Genomic DNA, 21,785 nt, shown 5'->3' with positions numbered 1-21,785 from the left:
TAGACGCGCCGATGACGCAGAACGAAGGCCGAGACGATCTGCCGCTCGTGGCGCTGATCCTCTGCGGCGCTCTCCGGGGTCGAACGAGATCGCGCATCGCCTCATGCGTCTCGTCGGGGACACAGGCCGGGGTCAATTCTGCGGCACGCAGAAGGCACGCAAGACGCAGGGCATCAAGTCGACCCCTTCTCAGGCCCTGACCGGGATCAAGGGCGCCACGACCACGTAGCACTCGCAGCCGGCCGCGCGTATCTGCCGGCAGAGGCCCTTGGCCCGTCAGCCGCCGCCTAGCAGGCCGAGATGTCGCCTAGCCTTCAGCGGCTTGTCGATGCTGGCGGGTGTGTTCCCGAACGTGCCAGGGCTCAGAACCTCGCTCTCCACCCTCGATCGCGATCGCAGTTTGTCCTTGGACGCATTAGTTTCGACGTAGACCGTTCCATGGGCGTTCTGCATGTCTTCCTCCATCGCAAACGGACGCCAACCGCCGACCCGCGATCAGCATACAAACTGATCCGGCAGAGCCGGGCCGATGAAATGACATGCGGTCTTGCGGCCGACGCTCTACGTTTCGTATATACGCCAACTCGAAGTGGCCAAAGTCAATTTGCGATCACGTGTCAGCAGGATACACGCAGCCATAGGTGTCGTCCCAGGGCGTGGTGTAGCTTGCGGTGGGCACTGGGTTTCTCGGTAGGGTCGAGTTGCCGAGCCAATCTGAACCGATGGATACCCCCGATGATCAAACCCATGATGAACCTGCGTGCGCTGGTAGGAAAGAGCGCCGATGCCGACCTGCTTCGCGAGATGATCGGCTTTGCTGCCGAGCTGCTGAGGGTGCTGGAGGTCGGCACGAAGACCGGTGCTGACTATGGCAAGAAGTGCGGCGAGCGCCTAGCGCAGCGTAACCACTGCTCGGCAGGCGCTTCCGCAGGACGCTGCCGAGAGAGGGCTATCGTTATCGGGACTGGCAGACCTGGGCGGGCAGCGTCGAGCTGCGCATCGGCTCCTATTTCCCCTCGTTTGGTGCGCCGCGGCGCTCTGTCGAGAAGGCCCTGAGCGCCGTGATCCAGCAAGCCTATGTCCATGGCGTGTCGACGCGATCGATGGACGACCTGCTGCAGATCATGCAGTTTCCGGCAGCGGTTTGACTGCAAACCGCGAGAGGGTTGTCACCGGGGTGTCGAAGAGCCGGATTAGCCGCCTGTGTGAGGAGATCGACGAGTGTGTCGACGCCTGTCTGACACGGCCGATCGAGGGCGAATGGCCGTGCCTCTGGATCGATGCGACCTCCCTCAAGGTGCGCGAGGGTGGGCGGATCGCATCCGTGGCGGTCACGCTGGCATTGGGCGGCAACACCGAAGGCGGGCCCGAGCGGCTGGGCAATCATACTTCCACTCTCGGCCAGTCTTGCGTATCGGGAGGATCGCCGTGCCACCGCCCGCGATGACAGCACTGTGGCAGCGGTAGGTGTCGCAGGCACCATCCATTGCCCGGCAGGCGATTGCAAAGCAATCTGCTCAGAGGGGGCGGTCACGGTGTAATTGTCTTCGTCGTCCGGGATCTGTTTCCCGAAGGTCTGGCAGGACTGGCTGTCGCCTTCCCAGCTAGGGTGAACTCGACTGCACGGATGTCAGATGTGGCAGTGCCCATGGCCAGATGGACCTTGCACCATTGGCGTCGCGCTTGAACACCGTGCTTGCGGGCTTGCGATTCACCATCGCCGAGGACCTTGATGCCGGTGCTGTCCACTGCCCGGCAGGGCATCACGCAGTGATGTCCCGAGAGGGGACCAGCAGGTTTGGCGGCCCGCCAGCACGGCGACAGGGAATCTGACCCTTCAAGGTTTTCTGCCTGCCGCACAGGGTCGCATAGTTCGGAACGGGCCAGTCCAACCCGGCGAGCTGCAGGAGGCTGGCGACCATACGGGCGGTCTGCGTAAGCGGCAGCTTGAACAGCACTTTAATCCCCTCTCGGGACATTGATTTGCAATGCCCTGCCGGGAGTGGACGGGCAGAATTGGATCGCCGCATTCGAGAACACCGACGGGCGCCCTGCGCGGCCCTCATTCGGGGCGTAGCAGGCCATCTCCTTGCCCAGCCACCCCCTCATACCAAGCATGCCTTACCGGGCAGTGGATCGGCGGCGACCCGCGCTAGCGGAGCGCAGCGTTGTCGGCGGACTGTTCCTCGTGCGGTCGTAGACGGGCTTGGGCTTGCTCAGGCCGCTCGTCTAACCGCATGGATTCGTGATGTGGATCCTCCGCCGCGGGAGGGCTGCTGCAATACCTCATGAGTGATTTGAGTAATGTGATGATATCACATATAGACGGCTCGATAACCGCAGACGCAATGTAAAGAGGCACGCATCAGGATGGCACTGCAGGACAATCGCGTTCCGGTCACTTTGCTGACAGGCTTCCTTGGGGCCGGAAAGACCACGCTGCTGAACCAGCTGATCCGTGATCCCGAGGCCGGACGGATCGCGGTCATCATCAACGAATTCGGCGATGTCGGGCTGGATCATGACCTGATCGAGGAAGCGACCGAGGAAACCGTGTTGTTGCGCTCGGGCTGCCTGTGCTGCGCTGTTCTGGGCGACCTCGCCAAGACGCTTGGAGCTTTGATCGCCCGGCGCGCTGCGGGAACCTGCAGTTTCGACAGGGTGGTGATCGAAACCAGCGGTATCGCTGATCCGGGTCCGATCGTTCACACTCTGGCCACGGACCGGCAAATCGCGCAGGCCTTCCGTTTGGACGGTGTCGTGACGCTGGCGGATGCGGCGACGGGCATGAAGACGCTCGATCAGCAATTCGAGGCTCTGCGCCAAGTGGCCATGGCCGATGTGCTGATCCTGTCGAAAACCGATCTGGTCGAGCCCTTCGATCTGGCCCGGTTCGAAACCCGGCTCGAGGCGATCAACGCCTCGGCTCGGCGCATCCATGCGCAGCATGGCAGCGTGCCGGTGGGGGCGCTTTTCGGCCTGTCCGCCATGCGCGACGGCGTGACGTTTTCGGATGTGGACGCCTGGCTGGGGATGCCGCCGCAGGCGGCCAGCGCCGATCCGCTGGCCGGTCTTTCGGGGATCGCGCCAAACCCCGCAGCTCCGGCGGGCTTCAGCCCATCGGTGCCAGCGGCACATGGGCGGCATGATCAGCGGATCACCTCGGCATCCATTGAGGTGACAGAGCCCATTCCGGCGACGGTCTTCGACTTCTGGCTCGATACGCTGATCGCGCTCAAGGGGCCGAACATCCTGCGTATGAAGGGCATCCTGCATGTCGAAGGCTTGCAATATCCCTTTGTCTTTCACGGGGTGCAGCATATCTTCGACGCGCCGGTGCCAATGAAACGCTGGTCAGGCCAAGACAGCACAAGCCGCGTCGTTGTCATTGCACGGGACATGGATGAGGCGGATCTCAAGGCCAGCCTTGCACTGCTGTTGATGCGGCCCAAGGCCGCGGCGGCCGTCGAGGATCTGCCCGCGGCCATGACGGTCGACACCATCGAGATGCCGTTCTGACCTATGCCAGCCTGCTGCGCTGCCCAAAGCGCCCCTGCAACTCATGGGGAAGGACCGGTACCGATCCGCTGCGCCATGGAAAGTCCCCACAATAGAGCCATATCCGTGTGCCCGCCGACGCGACCCACGCGCTTGATCCTGCCAGTACTGCCGCTGATCCTGCGGCGGCCCTCGGCCCGGGCCTTGCCAAGCGCACGGTTGCGGCGGTTCTCGATGGCGAGATCCGCGATCTGCCCGCGCCGCTGCCCGATGGGGCGACATATGCGCAGCACCGGCGATGCGAGCGGTGCCTTCAAACTGACCCGCGTGGCGGGGGCCTGTTGGCGCGGTGACAGCAACAACCAGATGCTCCGCCGCATCTATGGCGTGGCCTTTGCCGACAAACCTGCGCTCGACGCGCATATGACCATGATGGCCGAAGCCGAACAGCGCGACCACTGCCGGCTGGGCCGCGAGAAGACCCCGTTCCATTTCCAAGAGGTCGCGCCCGGATCGGTGTTCTGGCACCCCAAAGGCTGGCGGTTGTTCCAGAGGCTGATCGCCCCCCTGCGGAACCGACAAGACCCGGACCATGCCCCTGAACGCAGCGGCGCAACCGCCCGGCGGGCAGCGCTGACGGTGCCCCGACTAGTGTCGCAAACCGCCCAATTGGTACTGGTTTTCAGGGCCAACTGAGCCAGCATAGCAACAAGGAACATCCCATGCAGATCACCCAGGACGATATCGAAAAAGCCCTCACCATCTGGGGCGACGGCAAGATCGCCATCTCGAAGGCCTTCGAGGAGGGCGGGATCGAGGCGGCCCGCAAGGTCGCCTCCGCCAATATCGACAGCTACTATGGCTACTCCCTTGGGCCGGTCCTGTTCAAACCGACCATGGCGAGCGGCGCGCAGACCTTCCGCCCGACCAAGGCAGGGGCACTGGCCTATTTCTGCGGCCACTCCGAAGAATATCCGCTCGACAACGGGTTTGCGATCATGGGCTGGCGCGCGATGCAAAGCATCCCTTCGGCCAGCTTCATTCAGGGCGATGTCGCAATGTGGATGGGCTGGATCAAGCTGACCAACAAGGACGGCTCTGTCACCACGGTCGACAAGAGCTTTGGTTACAAGAAGGACGAGACCGGCACGCTCCGCATCGTGCTGCACCATTCGTCGCTGCCCTACCAACCGCAAGGCTAGACCCCGAAACTGCAGACCGCCCGGTGATCCTCGAACTCGAACCGTGCACGGCAATCGCGCGGCGACAGGGGGAACCGGCGGCGAAAGGCTTTGCGCATCCGCGCGTCCGAGCGAAATCCGGCGCGGTACAAAGCGCGGCGCAGCCCATTGCCGCGATACCAGTCCCCCAGCGCGCGCTGCACGACGAGGACCTTTTCGATCCGTGCGACGCCAGCGATCAACACGGTATCCGGGGCGCCGAAGCCTTTATGAGCAACCGTCGCCTGCAGCGACATCGCCGTAGCAGAGGGGAAGTGACCGACATCTGGCGCGGCGATGGTGATGTCATATCCGCCAGCCTGCCCGGCATCGGCCAGATGCCGCGACGCATAGCCCAGAACGCGGAGCGGGCCCGTCGCTTCTGGTGTCTTGGGACCCGGATAGACGATCAGCGCCACCTGCCGCCGCTTGTCCGGCCTTGATGCAGGTTTGTGATCTGTCGGCATGTCTGCCCCGCATTCTGGCCAATACAGCCCGTTGATTGGCCAGAATGGAGGGGTCTGACGTCTCGACCTCGTGCCGTGACAACATCCCATCCGGCAGCACCTCGCTAACAGCGAGACTCTTCATAAAAACCGGCGCACAACATCGCCAAGGTCGAACCGTCCGCTGGAGATCGATCTCGACGAAGCGAAAGAGGGTGAAGTCCTCATCCGCATCGTCACAACCAGCCTGTGCCACACCGACATGTTCACGCTGCTGGGCGACGCTCCCGAAGGGCTTTTCCCTGTCGTTCGCGGCCACGAAGCCGTCGGCATTGTCGAGCAACTGGGCAAGGGCGACCTCGGTCAAACCGGGCGAGCATGTCATCCCTTTTTCCCCCGAAGACCCGAACTGCCCCTAGATCAAGTCGGGCAAGAGCAACCTTTGCCAGACCATCCGCAAGACCCAAGGCCAAGGCGTCATGCTCGATGGCGCCTCGCGGGTCAGCGACGAGGGCAGGATGATCCATCCCTACAGGGGCACCTCGACCTTCAGCGCATACACCGTATTGCCCGAGATTGCCGTGGCAAAGATCTCGAAGGAGGCGCCGCTGGCCAAGGCTGGCGGCGGGCTGGGATATGATTGCCGGAAAGTGGCTTTTGCGCATGGAAAACGAGGTCGATACTACTCGCCACTAGGGACGCGCCGCGCGAAGAAGGCTTGTCGCCAGAAAGACCAAGGCCGCAACGCAGACGATCGAAGGCCCGGCGGGCGTATCCAGCACATAGGCCGCCCGCAATCCGGCAATGGCCGACCCGCTGCCGATCACGGCGGCGATCACGGTCATCTCTTCTGGCGTGCGCGACAGAGGTCGCGCGGCGGCGGCCGGAATGATCAGCATGGCCGCGATAAGAAGCACCCCGACAACCTTGATCGCCACGGCGACCGTGATGGCAAGCCCAAGGGTCAGGACCAGTTGCTCGCGCCTAGGATCGATGCCGCCAGCATAGGCGAGCTCTTCGCTGAGCGTCGATGTCAGCAGCGCCGACCAGCGCCAGCCGATCAGCCCGACGACCAGCGCGGCGCCTCCCCAGATCACCGCAAGATCACCGCGCGACACCGCCAGAATGTCCCCGAACAGATAGGCCATCAGGTCAATCCGGATGCCCGACAGGAACGACACGGCCACCAGCCCGAACGCCAGCGCCGAATGGGCCAGCACGCCAAGAAGCGTGTCCATCGCATAACCGCGCCCCGTCAGAAGCGTCACGGTCAGCGCCATCGCCAGAGCGACAGCCACCGCCCCGGTGAAGATCGACATATTCAGCGCCAGCGACAGCGCCACCCCAAGGATTGCGGCATGAGCCGTTGCGTCACCGAAATAGGCCATACGCCGCCAGACGACGAAACTGCCAAGCGGCGCGGCGGCAAAGGCAACACCGACACCCGCCAGTGTCGCCCGGGTCATGAAGTCGTCCAGCATTATTCGGCTGCCTCGGTCTTGCTGCGATGGGACTGCCCATGATCGTGATCGCAGGTTTCGTGATGTGCGTGATCATGGTCGTGACGGTAGAGCGCCAGCGCGCCCCCCGTGCCCGAGCCGAAGAGCGCGCGATATTCCGGTGCCGCCGAAACGATTTCGGGGGTGCCTTCGCAGCATATATGCCGGTTCAGACAGATCACGCGGTCGGAGGCGCTCATCACGACGTGCAATTCGTGACTGATCATCAGGACAGCGCAGCCCGTGTCTTTGCGCACCTCTTCGATCTGGCGATAGAAGGCTGCGGAACCGGGTTGATCGAGGCCTTGGGTGGCCTCGTCCAGAAGCAGAATCTCGGGGTCATTGACCAGCGCACGGGCCAACAGCACCCGTTGCATCTGGCCGCCCGACAGGCCGGACATCTGCCGCCCCGACAGATCCGGCACGCCCGCGCGCGACAGAACCTGCGCGCAAACAGAGCGCGGTATGCCGCCCGGCAGGCGCAGGAAGCGCGCAACCGTCATCGGCAGGGTGGGGTCGATGTGCAGCTTTTGCGGAACATATCCGATACGCAGGCCGGGTTTGTGAGTGATCCGCCCGGATGCGGGGCGTACCGCGCCGATCACGGCGCGCAGCAGCGTTGTTTTGCCCGATCCGTTCGGGCCGACGATGGTCACGATTTCGCCGGGCTTGATCGTCAGCGACACATTCGTCAGCACCGTGTCGGCGCCGTAGCCGACGCTGATGTCTTCAACTGTCACAAGGCTCATGAAGCGGCTTTCTCTGCGCAGTTCGGGCAGAGGCCGACCGCCTCGACCATGGTCCGCTCGATCTGGAACCCGGCCGCGCGGGCCACGTCTCCGAGGCTGCCGCGTGCCGGGGCCGACTGGGCTTCTGCGACCGAATCGCAGGCTCTGCAGATCATGAAGGCAGGCGAATGACTGGCTCCCGGATGGGCGCAGGCGACAAAGGCGTTCAGCCGCTCGATCTTATGGGCGAAGCCGTTGGCCACAAGGAACTCCAGCGCCCGATAGGCGACGGGCGGTTGCGAGCCGAACCCGGCGTCACGCAACAGGTCGAGCATCTCGTAGGCGCCAAGCGCGCGATGTTCTTGCAACAGGATTTCCAGCGCCTTGCGCCGAACCGGCGTAAAGCGCAGCCCGTTGGTCGCGCAATGCGCTTCGGCGGCAGACACTGCGGCAGTGATACAACCCGCATGGTCGTGAGTATCGAACCCGACCGTATCAGACGGCGCGTCATGACCTGTCTCTGGCCTACTTGTCATGTTATCACATTTCCTGTACCCGGCATGAAACGTTATAAAATCACATGGAGTTGGAAATGTCCAGAAACCTCGCCCCGTTGTCGCTTGCAGCCTCGCTGCTGGCCGGGACAGCGCTTGCGGATGTGCCGAATGTGGCCGCCGATATTGCGCCAGTGCATTCCCTTGTGGCGCGCGTCATGGCGGGCGTCGGAGAGCCATCGCTCATCGTGGCATCTGGTGCCAGCCCGCATGAATACAACCTGCGTCCCTCCGAGGCGAAGGCGCTTCAGAGCGCCGATCTGGTGTTTTGGGTCGGGCCTGATCTGACCCCTTGGCTGGAGGATGCCATCGACACGCTGGCGAGCGATGCGGCCGTTGTCGAACTGATCGAGGCCGATGGCGCCACGGAATTGCCCACGCGGGAAGGCGCGCTGTTCGAGGCGCATCAGCATAGCGATGAGCATGAAGGCGACGACCACGGCGATCATGCGGGCCATGACGACGATCACGATGATCACGATGATCATGCAGACCACGACGATGGCCATGAAGAACACGACGATCATGCGGACCACGACGATCACGACGATCATGCAGGCCATGATCATGGTGGGCACGATCCGCATGCCTGGCTGTCGTTGGATAACGGCGCGGCGTGGCTGAACGCGATCGCTGCTGCACTGTCAGCCGCTGATCCGGACAATGCCGGAGCCTATTATGCAAACGCTGCGGCAGGGCGTGCGGAATTGTCGGATCTGCGCACCGAGATCAACGCCATTCTAGAGCCGGTGCGCGGGGGGAATTTCATCGTTTTCCACGACGCCTATCAGTATTTCGAGGCCGCGTTTGATTTCCCCGCGTCGGGGGCGATTTCGGTGTCGGATGCGACCGATCCCAGCCCGTCCCGGATTGCCGAGATTCAGGCCCGTGTCGCGGAACAGAACGTAAGCTGCATCATGTCCGAGCCGCAGTTCAATCCGGGCATCGTGGCCTCGGTCATGGATGGGTCCGATGCGCGCTCCGGGGTGATGGACCCGCTCGGGTCCAGCCTGACGCCGGGTGCCGACCTTTATCCCCAGCTCCTGCGCGATCTGGCGACCTCGCTGGCGGATTGCCTCTGACCTCTGCTCTTCCCCGCTGCGGTTACGCCGTGCCGCAGCGGGGGTTGGGTGCCGGTTTAACGCGTGAATGTAATGTAATAACACAGATGAAGCCGTCTGCTGCCTTTTCTGATACGCGTCTTGCTGGTTTTCCGCGGCCGGAAAGGCGGCGGGGCTGCGCCTTTCTCGATGCTCTGGCGCGGCCCTTCGTCAAGATGGCGGCAATGGCGCAGACCAGCGTTGCGGGCGTCTTTGCCACCCGCGGCGTCGTGCGCGCCATGCCCAATATCAACTTTGCCCTCGCAGACGGGGCACAGGCGGGCAGCGCCTGCCATGCCTCGCTGCTGTTTCCCGACATCATCCCAACACTGGAGATCCCCAGATGAGCGACACCCGCCTTCCCGTCACCGTTTTGTCCGGCTTTCTTGGCGCTGGAAAAACGACCTTGTTGAACAGGGTTCTCAACAACCGCGAGGGGCGCCGCGTGGCGGTCATCGTCAACGATATGTCAGAGGTGAACATCGACGCCGATCTGGTGCGCGAGGGAGGGGCGAACCTCAGCCAGACCGACGAAACGCTGGTTGAAATGTCGAATGGCTGTATCTGCTGCACCTTGCGCGACGACCTGTTGCAAGAGGTTCGGCGGCTGGCCGAGGACGGGCGCTTCGATTACCTGCTGATCGAGTCGACCGGTATTTCCGAACCCTTGCCGGTTGCGGCAACCTTCGATTTCCGTGATGAGGCTGGCGAAAGCCTGTCGGATGTGTCGCGCCTCGATACGATGGTCACGGTGGTCGATGCGGTGAACCTGCTCAACGACTACTCCAGCCATGACTTCCTGAGTGCGCGGGGCGAAACGCTGGGCGAGGAGGACGCGCGTCGGCTGGTCGACCTTTTGGTCGAACAGATCGAATTCGCCGATGTGGTGATCCTCAACAAGGTCGCAGATGCGCAGCCGCAACAGGTGGACGCCGCGCGCAAGATCATCCGCAGCCTGAACGCCGATGCCCGGATCATCGAGACCAGCCATTCCGACGTGCCCGCGGATGCGATCCTGAACACGGGCCTGTTCGATTTCGACAAGGCGCATGAGCATCCGATGTGGGCCAAAGAGCTTTACGGGTTTGCCGATCACGTGCCGGAGACCGAGGAATACGGCGTCGCCAGCTTCGTCTATCGCGCCCGCCGCCCGTTCGAGCCGGAAAAGATCATGGCGCTGCTGAATGGTGATCTGCCCGGCGTGATCCGCGCCAAGGGGCATTTCTGGATCGCGACACGACCCGAATGGGTGGCCGAATTCAGCCTTGCGGGGGCGCTGTCCTCGGTCAAGCCGCTTGGCACATGGTGGGCGTCGGTTCCCAGCGATCGCTGGCCCGATCACGAAGGCGCGCGCGCGTACATGGCCGCGCATTGGTCCGAGCCCTGGGGGGACCGTCGCCAAGAGCTGGTGTTCATCGGTGCCGGTGTCGACTGGCCCGCGATCAAGGCGCGGCTTAACGCGTGTCTTGTGCCCGAACATCTTGCGCCCGGCCCTGATGCCCTGCCGGACATGCCCGATCCGTTCCCGGTCTGGCGGCGCGCGGAGGCGGCATGATACACCGGCGCGCTTCCGGCTCTGCTGCCACGAACCGCGGCGCGACCAGCCTCAGGACAAGGCGCCGCCACGAGGACCCGATGCAGGCCTTCGATGCGCTGCCAGCCCCCGTCAGATCGTGGCTTTCACAGGCGGCGCTGCCTTGGTCGCCTGCGTCGTGCCGCAAGATCCTGCGCAAGGCGCGGGCGCGCGGCGAGAGCCTCGAAGACGTGCTGGCGCGGCTTGATCGCGCCCAGCAGAAAACCCTTGCCCGCGACCGCTATGCTCAGAGCCGCCTCATCGCGGCAGATCACCCGGGCACTCATCGGGATTCAAACAGATGACAACCCCCTTTCTCACGTCAGCTTTGGCTGCGGTGTGCCTCCTGATGCCAACGCTCGCGCAAGCCGACGGCACGCTCGATATCGCCGCGCAGTTCGAAATCCAGTCGCCGGAACCGCTGATAGGCGGCTACATCTTCACCCGGATGGGCATGGCTGAGACGCTGGTGAACGCCAGCCACGAGGACGACCTGACACCCGGTCTGGTCACGTCATCGGAGGTCTCGTAGGACGGGCTGACCTGAAATTTTGCCTTGCGCGATGGCGTGTTTTCAACGATGGCGCCGCAATGACCGCCAAAGGGGTGTCAATGCGCCGAAGATCGCGCGCGCCAAACCCGGACCGTTGGCGGATGTGCCGATCACCTGGACCACGGCGGGCGATGGCGCGGTCATGGTTCTGCTGTCCGAACCGCTGGCGGCGGTTCTTGCCGAATTGCGCTCGCAGATCATGTCGCCGGCATCTTTTGCAGCGGATGGCACGGGGATCACCGCTATGGTCCCGTCGCTCTGCCTCGATGCGACGGCATTCACCGATTGCTCGTGGCGCCGCCGCATATCGCCGATGTCGGCTATTCCGCCGTCAGCCGGGTCAAAACGCGGGCGTTGATGGCGCAATCCGGTGACGCCGAATTCGTCTTCGTGCTCGATCCGGCCAGCGTGTCGCAGCGGAACATGCTGGACAGTGCCGACGGGCTATCGCGCGCCATTCCCCGCGCGCGGCTGATCAAGGTGAACGCTGGCCATCCGTTCCTGTCCGAACCAGAGGTGCGCCGTGCCCGGAGCCTCGCCATTGGCCGCACCGGCATCGCAGGGGAGATGTTGCGCTATCCCGAGGATGCGGGCAATCATGGTGGCGGCGCTGATCGGAACCGCCAGTTTCATCATGATGCGCAGCCTGTCCGGTGATGCGGTCGGGCGCTATGGCTGTGCGATCTGGCTCGGTTGGATTTAGGAATGTCACTTGTCACCGAACAGCCGGTTGTCGATGCAATCGCGCACCAGCTTGGCGCGTCGGTGTCCTTGGCGGTGGTGACCATTCTGCTGTCGCGTCTGATCGGGACGCCCTTGGGGGTTCTCACGAGGCTTAGGCCCGGCGGAATGCTTGACCGGGAGTTGCTGGTCACGTCGACCGGCATCAAGGCCGATCCGCAGTTTCTCGTGGCCCTTGTTCGGAGCGTGGTTCTTGCCGCGCAACTGCGTTGGCTGGCCGGGCATCGGCCACGCGCTGGAGCATGCGATTTTCATGCGCGATGTGCCGATGGTGCAAGGCACAGCGTGGTGCTTGCTCGTGGCTTCGTCTCCGTCAATGCCGCGATTGACCTCGCCGTGCGGCGTCTGGATCCGGGGGTCGCAGCATGAGCTTTCTGGACGTTACCGCCTCTCGGCGCCCGCCGCTGTCGGCGGACCGCCTGGCCAGCGTGGTCCTGATCGTGCTGGTTGCCGCCCTGTCCCTGCTTGGCCCGCTGATCCTGCCGGGCGATCCGGTTGCGCAATCGCTGATGAAGGCGCTGACCGGTCCCGAGGCCGCTGCGCCCCTCGGCTATGATCATCCGGGCCGGTCGGTGTTTTGCCGTCTTGCCGATGCGCTGCTTGCGCTTCCGGGATTGCTGGCGATGGAGCCGTGGACGGGGACGAGGCTTGCAGCCAAGGATCCCGCCATGCCCTCTCCGGCACGGCCACGGCGATCATGTCCATTGCCGCCCTCGGGTTCGTGCATGTGGGAAGGCGTGCGCCAACGTCCGAACTGGGGCTGATGATGGTCGAATTGCTGCCCTACTGGCGCGAGGCCCCGCTGGGGATTCTGTTGTTATTCTTCATAAATAGGTTCAGCGCTGCCCGTTGTTTTTGTCGATACGTGTCTGTCCCAAAAGGCATCAATACTAGCGGTAAGGCTCAGGGCTCTCCAAAGGAGCGATGACATGTCTGATCTCTTCGGGCTGACCGAAGCGCAGATAGCGTGCTTGGAGCCCCAATTTTCGAAGCCCCACGGCAAGCCTTGCGTTCACTGCCCGGCAGGGCATTGCAAAGCAATGCCCCGAAAGGGATGACCGGCGCGTAGTGAGCAACATTATATTCCTCAACTGCAATGGCTTGAGAGGGCGTGATGCGCCAAGGGAATGTGGCCTGCATAAGACGCTCTACAACCGCTGGAAGCGTTAGAGGTGAATGGCCAAGCGCCATTGGTTCGAGTGCGGCCATGAACGGGAGCGTGGGCGTCTGATTGGCCGAACCAAAGGCGGTATGAACACGAAATTGCACGCCATCTGTGACGGCAAAGGGCGGCCCATCGACCTGTTCCTGAGCGCCGACCCTGTCAGAGACTACATCGGCGTGCCTGCGCTGATCGGCGGATTGCCCAACGTAAAGTGGCTGCTCGGAGATCGTGGCTACGATGCCGACTCGTTGAGAGAAGTCTTTCAGGACAAGAAGATATATCCTTGCATCCCGGGTCGGAAGAAACGGAAGGCGCCCGTTCGGTCCCCCTCTCGGGACATTGCTTTGCAATGCCCTGCCGGGCAAGGNNCGAGATCATGTTCGGCAGGCGCAAGGACTGGAGGCGAGTGGCCACCCGCTACGACCGCTGCCCACAAAGCGTCATCTCGGCAATCGCACTCCCTGCGACCGTCATCTTCTGGCTTTGAGAGAGCGAGTCCTGAGCCTTCTGTATCTCTGCCCTGCTATTTTGTCCCCGTCACCTTTCTTGCCCGAGGCAGATGACCGGGCTGTGAATGGCGCCTGTCCCTTGTGGCCTGACCACGCATGCTAGCTTGCCGGCACCGCCTCCCTTTTATTGTCTCGAACAGTTGCCACTGGCCCTTGCGGGACCGCGTATCACAAGGAGGAGAGCATAGAGAAGGCAACACTTGGTTGGATCAGCGGGATGGATGTGAGCCGAGACTGGCGCGATATTCACTGCCTTCCGGGCGGTCAACGCCATCGCATCCCCAATCCTGACGATGGACATATCGCGGTGTCCGATCTTGCACACAAGCAGGCGGCTGTTGTCTGTTTCGAAGCGACGGGTGGGCAGGAATGGCGCCTCTGGACCTTTCTGAAAAGCGCAAGCATCGACGTTCGCCAAGTGCCGCCGGCCCATGCTAAGGCCTTCGCGCGCAGCCTTGGAACCCGTGCTAGGAGCGACAGGACCGATGCCGAACTCATTGCTCGATTCATCATTTTCAGACCCGGCGGCGGACGGGCCCTTCCCGCTGAACATCATCGTCTTCTCAGAGCCTTGACCACCGGTTGGGCGCAGGTGGTCAAGATGCGAAAGCGGCTTCTGGCGCAGCTCTGGGAGCATCGGAAATCCGCAACTGCGGCGCTGACCGGTCTGGACCTGGTGGCACAGGACAGTGGAACGCTGCGCGGCAAGCGTGCCATTGCCGGCGGCAGACACGTGCTGCGGCATGTCCTGTTCCAGGCGGCGCTGCGCGCCTCGCATCATAACCCGACACTCAAAGCCTACGCAGATAGGCTCCGCAACGCAGGCAAAAGCCGAACAAGCTCAGCGTCATAGCGGGCGCGCCCAAGCTCGTCATCATAGCCAATGCTGCGTAGAAGGCGCCGTATCCGGGGAGGGGCCCGATGGTTTCAGGCGCCTCCCCGTAGGGCTCAGCGCAAGGATTTCACCTTGTCCATGAATGCGCGCACCCGCTCAGGATCGACGAGGTTGTCGAACTTGCCGTCAATCTTGAAGGTCGAGCCGACCACCGCCCCATCGGCCACCGAAAGCTGACGTTCGACATTTTCGACACGGCAGCCGGTGTTGCACAGGATCATGGTGTCGGGCACCGCTTCTTTGACGCTGGTCAGGACCTGAGTATCGGTTTCGACCCCGGCGGTGAGGCCGGACACGCAGAGCGCATCGGGCCGGTTGTTGAACACGGTCGAGCGGGCAATGTCGATGATATTGCGCGATCCGATATAGGATGCCGCCTCGGGAACGATGTTGAACAGCATCTTCAGATCGGGCGCGAGCCGCATCTTGTGACGGATGGTTTCGCCGACATTGGTGTTCCACAGGCCAAAATCGCTGGCGTAAACGCCGGTGATGATCTCGCGGATGAACACGGCGCCGGTTGCGGCGGCAAGGTCGATCGAGGCGATCGGATCCCACAGGACATTGACCCCAAAGGGCACGGTGATGTCGGGCATCAGCTCGCCAATGATCCGCGCCATGGCGGCGGTGGTTTCGGGCTTGACCGTCGTCAGGTAGGGCAGGCTGAATTCATTGGAAAACATGATCGCATCGACACCGCCCTGCTGCAGGTTCAGCAGATCCTGTCGGGCCAGATCCACGACCTTTTGCATGCCGCCCGCCGCGTCATAGGCAGGGTCCCCCGGCAGCGCTTGCAGGTGGCACATGGCGATGATCGGTTTCTTGGTTCCAAAGCTGTCTTCAAGCCAGGTCATGGGGTGGTCCTTGTGTTCGTTTGTGTTTGGGTCCGGGGGCGCTATTGCCCGACGCCGCACCGGTCTCTTGCTGTGATCCGGCCGGGAACGCCCGTGCATATGCCTGAAGACATTGAGGCTGGGCGGCACCGGACAGGATCGGTCTTGTCATCGGATGCGACTGTGGTTTGTTTGTTTTCGGTTCGTTTTGTGCTGTAATGAACATTGATCGAACATGATGATGTTCGTCAACCGGAAAGTTTTCCGCAGCCGGGCCCAGATGTCACGAACCCGCCCCATCGTCGCTTGCGCGCAGGCCGGTTGCGACGTCATGCGGTCTGGAAAATCGGGGTGACAGCGCCCTTGTCTGATCCGGCGCGGGCGTCAGTCGGCGTGCCGCATCACCCCAAAGAGTGCGCAGCGTGGTCACATATTCCGCTGGCCGCCATCATCGCGCCCTGCCGCGCGTTGAACGCTTCGCACCGGCTCATCGGCAGGCGAAGGCTCGCAGCGGCAGCGGTCTTGGGGTGGTGTTCGGAAGTCTCGTGCAGCGCATCGCCAAGCAGACCCGGGGCGCTGTCGCATTCTGAATGGCCGGGGCGGGGCCGGACAAGGCGCGGCAATGGTCGCCTTGGCACTTGCCTGTTCCTTGTCGCGCCTGCGACCGCTTTTGCGCCTGTCCGGATGTCACCGGGTCGAGATCAGCGCCCCGCGAGACCCGTCGCTATGCCAGTATCTCGACAGGGCGTTCCCAGAAGATCAGCACGGCGCAGCCGCTTTCCGACCAGACCGCATGGCTGCTGCCGGGCGGGTTGCACACCATGTCGCCGGCGCGATAGGTGCCGTGGTCATCGCTTTGCGCGCCGTCGAGCACAAGGATGGTTTCCAGACCCGGATGCCGGTGGCGCGGCACGGACGCGCCCGGCTCATAGCGTAGAATGGCCCAGGCCGGGCCGTCGGCCTTGTCGCCCCACAGCGGGCAAATGCGCACGCCGGGGCGAAACGGCGCGTAATCCAACGCCCGCCATCCCCCGGACAAAAGCCCTGCGGCCACGGCTGGCATCATGTCGGCAACCCTGCCAGCATATCGGCGCTGCTCGACACGGTGCCGAACACGCCGCCCTGCATCTGGATCATCGCGATGGCGGCCTCATGGTTGGCGCGATCGGTGGCGGCGCAGCAGTCTTCAAGCAGGACACATTCGAAGCCGCGGTCATTGGCCTCGCGCATGGTGGTATGCACGCAGACATCGGTGGTGATGCCGGTCAGGATCAGGTTCTCGATCCCGCGCGTGCGCAGGATCAGCTCGAGATCGGTGGCGCAAAAGCTGCCTTTTCCGGGCTTGTCGATGATGATTTCACCGGGCAGCGGGGCAAGATCATCGATGATCTGCCACCCCGGTTCGCCGCGCACAAGGATGCGCCCGCAGGGCCCCACATCGCCGATGCCCGCGCCGATCTGGCGCGAGCGCCACTGCTTGTTGCGGGGCAGGTCGGCCAGATCGGCGCGGTGGCCTTCGCGGGTGTGGATGATGGGATAGCCACCCGCGCGCATCGCGCCGAGCACGGTTTGAATCGGAGCGATCGGCGCGCGCGTCAGCGACAGGTCATAGCCCATCGCGTCGACATAGCCGCCGGGGCCGCAGAAATCGATCTGCATGTCGATCACCATCAGCGCGGTGTTTTCCGGGCGCAGATCGCCATTATAGGGCCAGGCATAGGGGCGGGCAGAGATTGTGGGCATCGGAACCTCGGACTGTTGGGTCTGCTCAAGGCTAGCACCGATCAGCGCCGCGTTCGGATGCTCAATTTTCGCAACGGCGGTGCAAAATATGCACCGCTATGCGATGTTCTGCAACGCCCGGATCAGGCTTTGCGCAAAGCGTGCCGGTGCGACGGGCAGGCTGCGCCCCTTGAGCTGCCCCAGCAAAAGCGCCCCCGGCGCGACATCGCGCAGCGACAGCGGCCGGCTTGTCAGCGTGTCCGGCAGGCGCAGCCCGATGGGGATCTGAAAGGCGATGGCGTCTTCGAACTCGACGTAATGGCGCATGAAATCGAAGGAATCCGATTCCACCGCCGCCGTCAGCCCGTGCGATGTGCCCGCCAGCGCCGTTTCCAGCATATGGCGCACTGCATAGGCGCGAGCGGGCAGCACATGCGGGTGATCTAGGCAATCGCGCAGGCGCAGCTCTGCGCGTTTCGCCAACGGGTTATCGGCGCGCATGATGGCATGGATGGGCTGGCTGACAGCGCTCAGCACGGTGAAATCCACCAGATGCACGGGTTCCAGCACCAGAGCGAGATCGCTTTCAAAGCTGCGCAAATCCTGTTCGGCGGCGTCGCGGTCGCGGATCTGAACGGAAAAGCTGACTCCGGGGTGCTTGGCGCGATAGGCGGCGATATGTTCGGGCAGGAAATAGGGCGCAAGCGCTTGCGAACAGGCGATGGAGACATGGCCGCGCCGCTCTCCGCTCAGATCAGCGACAAGCCCTTGCACCCGGCGCAGATCGCTTTGCTGGGCGCGAAAATGCTGCAAGACCAACTCGCCAGCGGGGTTGAGCCGCATGCCGCGCGGCAGCCGTTCGAAAATCTGCGCGCCAAAGTCTTCTTCAAAGCGCTGGATGCGCCGGTTCAGCGCCGAGGCGGTGATGTTCAGATCTTCTGACGCCTTGCGGATCGACCCGGCGCGCATCACGGCCTCGATGAAGTGAAAATCTTTGAGATGGCGCATGGGGTCTCCGACTGCTGCATCTAGTGCATCACTTCTGTGAATACTTGGCAATTGTGTTTACGCAGTTTCCAGCATCCCTTTGGCGCAGCCGACAGGAGATTGCCCCAGATGACGCCCCAGATGACACCGTTGACCCTTGATGCCCTTGCCGATGCCTATGCCCGTGGCACCGCGCCCGCTGACATCATCGCGCAGGTCTACGCCCGCATCCGAGAGGTGAACGACCCGGGCATTTTCATCACCCTGCGGGATGAAGCTGATGCGTTGGCCGAAGCAAAGGCCCTGGGCGCGCATGATCCCGACAAGCCGCTGTGGGGCGTGCCCTTTGCGGTCAAGGACAACATCGACGTGGCTGGCCTGCCCACCACCGCCGCCTGTCCGGCGTGGGAATACCAGCCCGAACAGAATGCTTTCGCGGTGGCGCGCCTGCGGGAGGCGGGCGCCATCGTGATCGGGAAAACCAACCTCGACCAGTTCGCCACCGGGCTGGTGGGGGTGCGCAGCCCCTATGGCGTGCCGAAAAACGCCCATGATCCGCTGATCGTGCCGGGCGGGTCGTCCAGCGGGTCGGGGGTGGCGGTGGCGCAGGGCATGGTCAGCTTTGCGCTTGGGACAGACACCGCCGGGTCGGGCAGGGTGCCAGCGGCGCTGAACAATATCGTTGGGCTGAAGCCGACGCTTGGAAGCTGGTCGGCCTCGGGGTCGGTGCCGGCCTGCCGGTCGGTGGAGACGATTTCGGTGCTGGCGCTGACTGTGGCCGATGCCCATGCGGTGTTTCGGGTTGGCGCGGTGTATGATGCCGCCGATTGTTACGCCAAGCCGGTGCAGACCCGCGCCCTGACAGCCGCGCCCACGGCGCTGCGGGTGGGGGTGCCCGATGCCGCCTCGCTGCGCTGTTTCGGCGATAGCGTGCAAGAGGCATCCTTTGCCGCCTCGCTGGCCCTGCTCGAGGCGGCGGGCCACAGCATCGTGCCGATGGATTTCACGCCGTTTTATGACGTGGCCGACATGCTCTATAATGGCGCTTGGGTGGCAGAGCGCCACAGCGTCATCGACAAGCTGCTGGCGACAAACCCCGAGGCCGTGCTGCCGGTGACCCGCCAGATCATAGCCAAGGCAACCACGCTGAGCGCTACGGATGCGTTTCGCGGGTTCTATCGGCTCAAGGCGCTGGCGCGGGCGGTCGAGGCGCCGTTGTCGGCGGTCGATCTGCTTTGCGTGCCCAGCATCCCGACGTTCTATTCGGTCGCGGATCTGCAGGCCGATCCGATCACGCCCAATGCCAACCTTGGCACCTATACCAATTTCGTGAACCTGCTGGACATGTCGGCGCTGGCGGTGCCGGTGCCGCCACGCAGCGACGGGCGGCCGGGCAGCGTGACCCTGCTGGGGCAGGCGGGCGACGACGCGCTGCTGGCCGAAATGGCCTTGGGGCTGGAAAGCGCCGGCAACCGCAGTCTGGGCGCAACCGGCTGGGCGCGCCCCTAACGGCGGCGTTCGAGGATCCAGAAAAACACCACGGTGATGGCCAGCACCACCAGCAACAGCAGGAAGGCAGCGGCGTTGCCTTCGTTGATGGCCAGCCCCTGAAAGGCGCGTTTATAGGCGAAAAACGACAGAAGTTCGGTGGAAATTCCGGGGCCGCCCTTAGTCATCACATAGACCAGATCATAGGTGCGGAATTCGTTGATCAGCTGGATCACGATGGCGATGGCGGCAACCGGGCGCAGCATCGGCAGCGTGATGTACCAGAATTGCGCGATGGGGCCAGCGCCATCGACCTCGGCCGCCTCGTAGGGATCGCGGGGCAGCGAGGCGAGCCCCGCCGACAGCAACAGCACCACAAAGGAGGTCTGCTGCCAGATTTCCACGAACACCAGCGTCGAGAGCGCCAGATCGGGATCGCCCAGCCAGTCGATCGCCGGCAGGCCCAGGCCGACCAGCGTGGTGTTCACGATGCCAAGGTTGGGCTGCAGCAGCATCTTCCAGATCAGCGCCACGGCCACCGGCGACATGGCCATCGGCAGCGTCAGAATGGCGAAATACAGCGCCCGCATGTGCACCACCTTGGTCAGCAGCAGCGCGATGGCCAGCCCGACCACGAATTCGCCGATCACCGAGGCCGCAGAAAACCGCAGTGTCACCCCAAGCGAGGACCAGAACATCGGGTCGCTCAGGATCTCGATATAGTTTTCCAGCCCCTGAAACGGGCTGAGGCTGGGGCGGATCAGCGTCATGTTCGACAGCGAGATCACCAGCGCATAGCCCAGCGGCAGGCCCATGGTGATGACCAGCAGGCCAAGGCCCGGCGCGGCAAACACCCGGCCAAGGCGGCGGCGGGCGCGGGTGATGCTGAAATCGGACATGGGTGCCTCGTCGGTCAAAGGGCGCCCCGCCGGGATAGGCGGGGCGCTGTCGGTTTACTGGTCCATCAGGTCCGCAAGGCCACTGGCCGCTGCGGCGATGGCATCGGCCGGGCTGGCATCATCGCTGGCGGCAAGCGAAATCTGGGTGCCAAGCACGTCTTCGTATTGCGCGGAATAGGTGAAGATCGGAAAGGATTTCCCGGCTTCCACAACCGCTTGGCCATCGGCGTAATAGGGGTGCGCCTCCAGTACCTCGGGGGCGGAGAACACATCCGACTGCACCGGGGCGTGGCCTTCGACCGCGCGCTTGATCGCGACCTCCTTGCTTTGCACCCATTCGATGAACTGCCACGCGGCGTCCTTGTCGGCATCGCTTACGTTGGACGGGATGCCCCAGCCCCAGCCGCCGGATTCCCCCGCGCCGCCGGGCATGACTGACAGTGCCAGCTTGCCCGACACCTCGGGGCAGGTTTGCGCATTGTCGAGCTGCGGCAGCATCCACCAATAGGTGACCATCGAAAACGCTTCGCCCGAGCACATCAGCCGCATGGTGTCATCCAGCGTCGCCGACAGCGCGCCGGTCTGAGCGGCGTTCTGGATCGCGTCGGTATAAAGCGTCAGCGCCGTGACGGCCTCATCGCTGTCGAGCGCAACCGCGCCTGCGTCATCCAGATAGCTGCCTCCGGCCGCGTAAAGGTAGTTGGAAAACTCCATGGCGTTGGGATCGCCCTTCTGGCCCTGCATCGCCGCGCCGACCACCTCGCCATCGGCGGACACCGCCTTGGCCAGCTCGACATAGCCTTCCAGCGTGTCGGGCAGGGTGGCGCCGCGGGCTTCCAGCAGGTCGGTGCGATAGATCAGCCCCATGGAATAGTTGTACATCGGGATGATCGGCAGGCTGTCTTCGCTTGCGCCCAGAAGATCCAGCATCGACGGGATGAACCCGGACATGTCGAAATCACTGGCCTCGACGAAGGGGGTCAGATCGCTCAGCCAGCCGGCTTCGGGGAATTCACCGGCCCAGAGGAAATCGACCGACAGAAGGTTGTAATAGGATTCCCCGCCGACCAACTGCGCCACCAGCTTGTCATGCATGTCGCCATAGCCGACCTTTTCGAATTCCACGGCGATGCCGGTCTGTTCGGTGAATTCGGGAAGCAGGGCTTCGATGATGCGGGTTTCGGGAACGTCTTCCATCAGCGCGCGCACGGTCATGTCCTGCGCGAAGGTGGGGCTGGCTGCGAGGCCACCTAGCAGCGCTAGGGCAGAGGCACGGGTCAGTTGATGTTTCATGGCAATGGTTTTCCTGTTGATGAGGTTGGAACTGGCCGGTTCATGCGGCCTTATTGGTCTGCGCTTTGCCGCAGACGGGATT

The 21,785-nt window shown here is 63.4% G+C and carries 25 protein-coding genes and 4 pseudogenes; 17 read left to right on the top strand and 12 right to left on the bottom strand.

Features of this window, described 5'->3' with window-relative positions:
* Nucleotides 1-735 precede the first annotated feature (735 nt).
* Nucleotides 736-1,381: pseudogene (locus KO516_RS11615) on the top strand (transposase); the annotation flags it as partial.
* Here the strand turns inward: KO516_RS11615 and KO516_RS11610 are convergent.
* Nucleotides 1,362-2,100, bottom strand: a pseudogene (locus KO516_RS11610) (transposase); the annotation flags it as partial. The pseudogenes KO516_RS11615 and KO516_RS11610 overlap by 20 nt on opposite strands.
* Nucleotides 2,101-2,370: 270 nt before the next feature.
* On the opposite strand from KO516_RS11610, the gene KO516_RS11605 reads away from it, so the two are divergent.
* The 4 genes and pseudogenes from KO516_RS11605 to KO516_RS11595 all read left to right on the top strand — a co-directional run bounded on the left by KO516_RS11605 (nt 2,371) and on the right by KO516_RS11595 (nt 4,700).
* Nucleotides 2,371-3,519 carry a GTP-binding protein gene (locus tag KO516_RS11605; protein WP_216003947.1) on the top strand — a complete coding sequence of 383 codons (1,149 nt, stop codon included), beginning with the start codon at nt 2,371-2,373 and terminating at the stop codon, nt 3,517-3,519.
* A gap of 107 nt (nt 3,520-3,626) precedes the next feature.
* Nucleotides 3,627-3,719, top strand: a pseudogene (locus KO516_RS24750) (hypothetical protein); the annotation flags it as partial.
* Between the two features lie 13 nt (nt 3,720-3,732).
* Complete coding sequence (locus tag KO516_RS11600) at nt 3,733-4,194, top strand: hypothetical protein (RefSeq protein WP_252737539.1); 462 nt, start codon at nt 3,733-3,735, stop codon at nt 4,192-4,194.
* 26 nt (nt 4,195-4,220) lie between these two features.
* On the top strand, nt 4,221-4,700 hold the full coding sequence (locus tag KO516_RS11595) for a phosphoribosyl-AMP cyclohydrolase (protein ID WP_216003945.1): 480 nt from the start codon (nt 4,221-4,223) through the stop codon (nt 4,698-4,700).
* On the opposite strand, the gene KO516_RS11590 is transcribed toward KO516_RS11595, so the two are convergent.
* On the bottom strand, nt 4,697-5,137 hold the full coding sequence (locus KO516_RS11590) for a hypothetical protein (protein WP_216003944.1): 441 nt from the start codon (nt 5,135-5,137) through the stop codon (nt 4,697-4,699). The two genes, KO516_RS11595 and KO516_RS11590, sit on opposite strands and share 4 nt — an antisense overlap.
* A gap of 289 nt (nt 5,138-5,426) precedes the next feature.
* Here KO516_RS11590 and KO516_RS11585 point away from each other — a divergent pair, with 289 nt between their 5' ends.
* Nucleotides 5,427-5,804 carry a hypothetical protein gene (locus KO516_RS11585; protein WP_252737538.1) on the top strand — a complete coding sequence of 126 codons (378 nt, stop codon included), beginning with the start codon at nt 5,427-5,429 and terminating at the stop codon, nt 5,802-5,804.
* A gap of 52 nt (nt 5,805-5,856) precedes the next feature.
* Here the strand turns inward: KO516_RS11585 and KO516_RS11580 are convergent, their stop codons facing one another.
* From KO516_RS11580 to KO516_RS11570, 3 genes are read right to left on the bottom strand one after another with little or no spacing between them, the layout of a single operon-like run.
* Nucleotides 5,857-6,645, bottom strand: a complete 789-nt coding sequence (locus KO516_RS11580; protein WP_216003943.1) for a metal ABC transporter permease — start codon at nt 6,643-6,645, stop codon at nt 5,857-5,859.
* On the bottom strand, nt 6,645-7,412 hold the full coding sequence (locus KO516_RS11575) for a metal ABC transporter ATP-binding protein (RefSeq protein WP_216003942.1): 768 nt from the start codon (nt 7,410-7,412) through the stop codon (nt 6,645-6,647). Before KO516_RS11575 ends, KO516_RS11580 begins: the two co-directional genes overlap by 1 nt.
* The gene (locus KO516_RS11570) at nt 7,409-7,927 is read right to left on the bottom strand and encodes a transcriptional repressor (protein WP_216003941.1); all 519 of its coding nucleotides are present in this window, start codon (nt 7,925-7,927) and stop codon (nt 7,409-7,411) included. The genes KO516_RS11575 and KO516_RS11570 overlap by 4 nt, the downstream gene beginning before the upstream one ends.
* A gap of 56 nt (nt 7,928-7,983) precedes the next feature.
* On the opposite strand from KO516_RS11570, the gene KO516_RS11565 reads away from it, so the two are divergent.
* The 5 genes from KO516_RS11565 to KO516_RS11545 all read left to right on the top strand — a co-directional run bounded on the left by KO516_RS11565 (nt 7,984) and on the right by KO516_RS11545 (nt 11,150).
* A complete protein-coding gene (locus KO516_RS11565) occupies nt 7,984-9,027 on the top strand; it encodes a zinc ABC transporter substrate-binding protein (RefSeq protein ID WP_216003940.1) in 1,044 nt (347 codons plus the stop codon).
* 203 nt (nt 9,028-9,230) lie between these two features.
* Nucleotides 9,231-9,392, top strand: a complete 162-nt coding sequence (locus KO516_RS11560) for a hypothetical protein (protein ID WP_216003939.1) — start codon at nt 9,231-9,233, stop codon at nt 9,390-9,392.
* Entirely contained in the window at nt 9,389-10,600 is a 1,212-nt protein-coding gene (locus KO516_RS11555; protein ID WP_216003938.1) for a GTP-binding protein, read from the top strand. The genes KO516_RS11560 and KO516_RS11555 overlap by 4 nt, the downstream gene beginning before the upstream one ends.
* Nucleotides 10,597-10,923, top strand: coding sequence for a DUF6525 family protein (locus tag KO516_RS11550; protein ID WP_256444171.1), 327 nt, complete (start codon nt 10,597-10,599; stop codon nt 10,921-10,923). The genes KO516_RS11555 and KO516_RS11550 overlap by 4 nt, the downstream gene beginning before the upstream one ends.
* A complete protein-coding gene (locus KO516_RS11545) occupies nt 10,920-11,150 on the top strand; it encodes a hypothetical protein (protein ID WP_216003936.1) in 231 nt (76 codons plus the stop codon). The genes KO516_RS11550 and KO516_RS11545 overlap by 4 nt, the downstream gene beginning before the upstream one ends.
* A 42-nt stretch (nt 11,151-11,192) precedes the next feature.
* On the opposite strand, the gene KO516_RS11540 is transcribed toward KO516_RS11545, so the two are convergent.
* A complete protein-coding gene (locus tag KO516_RS11540; protein WP_216003935.1) occupies nt 11,193-11,453 on the bottom strand; it encodes a hypothetical protein in 261 nt (86 codons plus the stop codon).
* A gap of 9 nt (nt 11,454-11,462) precedes the next feature.
* Between KO516_RS11540 and KO516_RS11535 the strand changes: the two genes are divergently transcribed.
* The 5 genes and pseudogenes from KO516_RS11535 (at nt 11,463) to KO516_RS11515 (ending at nt 14,439) form a co-directional block, all read left to right on the top strand.
* Nucleotides 11,463-11,828 (top strand): hypothetical protein, encoded by a 366-nt coding sequence (locus tag KO516_RS11535; protein WP_216003934.1) that lies wholly within the window; start codon nt 11,463-11,465, stop codon nt 11,826-11,828.
* Nucleotides 11,829-11,876: 48 nt separating this feature from the next.
* Nucleotides 11,877-12,281: a hypothetical protein gene (locus tag KO516_RS11530; protein ID WP_252737537.1), complete on the top strand. Its 405-nt coding sequence runs from the start codon at nt 11,877-11,879 to the stop codon at nt 12,279-12,281.
* On the top strand, nt 12,278-12,676 hold the full coding sequence (locus tag KO516_RS11525) for a hypothetical protein (RefSeq protein WP_216003933.1): 399 nt from the start codon (nt 12,278-12,280) through the stop codon (nt 12,674-12,676). Before KO516_RS11530 ends, KO516_RS11525 begins: the two co-directional genes overlap by 4 nt.
* Nucleotides 12,677-12,841: 165 nt before the next feature.
* Nucleotides 12,842-13,564 (top strand): annotated as a pseudogene (locus tag KO516_RS11520) (transposase).
* A gap of 239 nt (nt 13,565-13,803) precedes the next feature.
* Nucleotides 13,804-14,439, top strand: a complete 636-nt coding sequence (locus KO516_RS11515; RefSeq protein WP_216003932.1) for a transposase — start codon at nt 13,804-13,806, stop codon at nt 14,437-14,439.
* A 95-nt stretch (nt 14,440-14,534) separates the two neighbouring features.
* Here KO516_RS11515 and KO516_RS11510 read toward each other — a convergent pair whose 3' ends face one another.
* The 4 genes from KO516_RS11510 to KO516_RS11495 all read right to left on the bottom strand — a co-directional run bounded on the left by KO516_RS11510 (nt 14,535) and on the right by KO516_RS11495 (nt 18,044).
* Entirely contained in the window at nt 14,535-15,335 is an 801-nt protein-coding gene (locus KO516_RS11510; protein WP_216003931.1) for a BtpA/SgcQ family protein, read from the bottom strand.
* Nucleotides 15,336-16,038: 703 nt separating this feature from the next.
* Nucleotides 16,039-16,380: a cupin domain-containing protein gene (locus tag KO516_RS11505; protein ID WP_252737536.1), complete on the bottom strand. Its 342-nt coding sequence runs from the start codon at nt 16,378-16,380 to the stop codon at nt 16,039-16,041.
* Entirely contained in the window at nt 16,377-17,057 is a 681-nt protein-coding gene (locus tag KO516_RS11500) for a cysteine hydrolase family protein (RefSeq protein WP_216003930.1), read from the bottom strand. Before KO516_RS11500 ends, KO516_RS11505 begins: the two co-directional genes overlap by 4 nt.
* A 96-nt stretch (nt 17,058-17,153) precedes the next feature.
* Nucleotides 17,154-18,044: a LysR family transcriptional regulator gene (locus tag KO516_RS11495; RefSeq protein ID WP_216003929.1), complete on the bottom strand. Its 891-nt coding sequence runs from the start codon at nt 18,042-18,044 to the stop codon at nt 17,154-17,156.
* A 120-nt stretch (nt 18,045-18,164) separates the two neighbouring features.
* Here KO516_RS11495 and atzF point away from each other — a divergent pair, with 120 nt between their 5' ends.
* On the top strand, nt 18,165-19,532 hold the full coding sequence (gene atzF / locus KO516_RS11490; RefSeq protein WP_216003928.1) for an allophanate hydrolase: 1,368 nt from the start codon (nt 18,165-18,167) through the stop codon (nt 19,530-19,532).
* Here atzF and KO516_RS11485 read toward each other — a convergent pair.
* Together KO516_RS11485 and KO516_RS11480 are read right to left on the bottom strand one after the other, a co-directional pair.
* The gene (locus KO516_RS11485) at nt 19,529-20,410 is read right to left on the bottom strand and encodes a carbohydrate ABC transporter permease (protein WP_216003927.1); all 882 of its coding nucleotides are present in this window, start codon (nt 20,408-20,410) and stop codon (nt 19,529-19,531) included. The genes atzF and KO516_RS11485 overlap by 4 nt on opposite strands.
* 54 nt (nt 20,411-20,464) lie before the next feature.
* Nucleotides 20,465-21,703, bottom strand: a complete 1,239-nt coding sequence (locus tag KO516_RS11480) for an ABC transporter substrate-binding protein (RefSeq protein ID WP_216003926.1) — start codon at nt 21,701-21,703, stop codon at nt 20,465-20,467.
* Nucleotides 21,704-21,785 lie beyond the last annotated feature (82 nt).

This window comes from Citreicella sp. C3M06, assembly GCF_018860705.1.
GTDB lineage: Bacteria > Pseudomonadota > Alphaproteobacteria > Rhodobacterales > Rhodobacteraceae > Salipiger.
The sequence above is the reverse complement of the archived record's forward strand: the minus strand, read 5'-3'. Positions and strand labels throughout refer to the sequence as shown.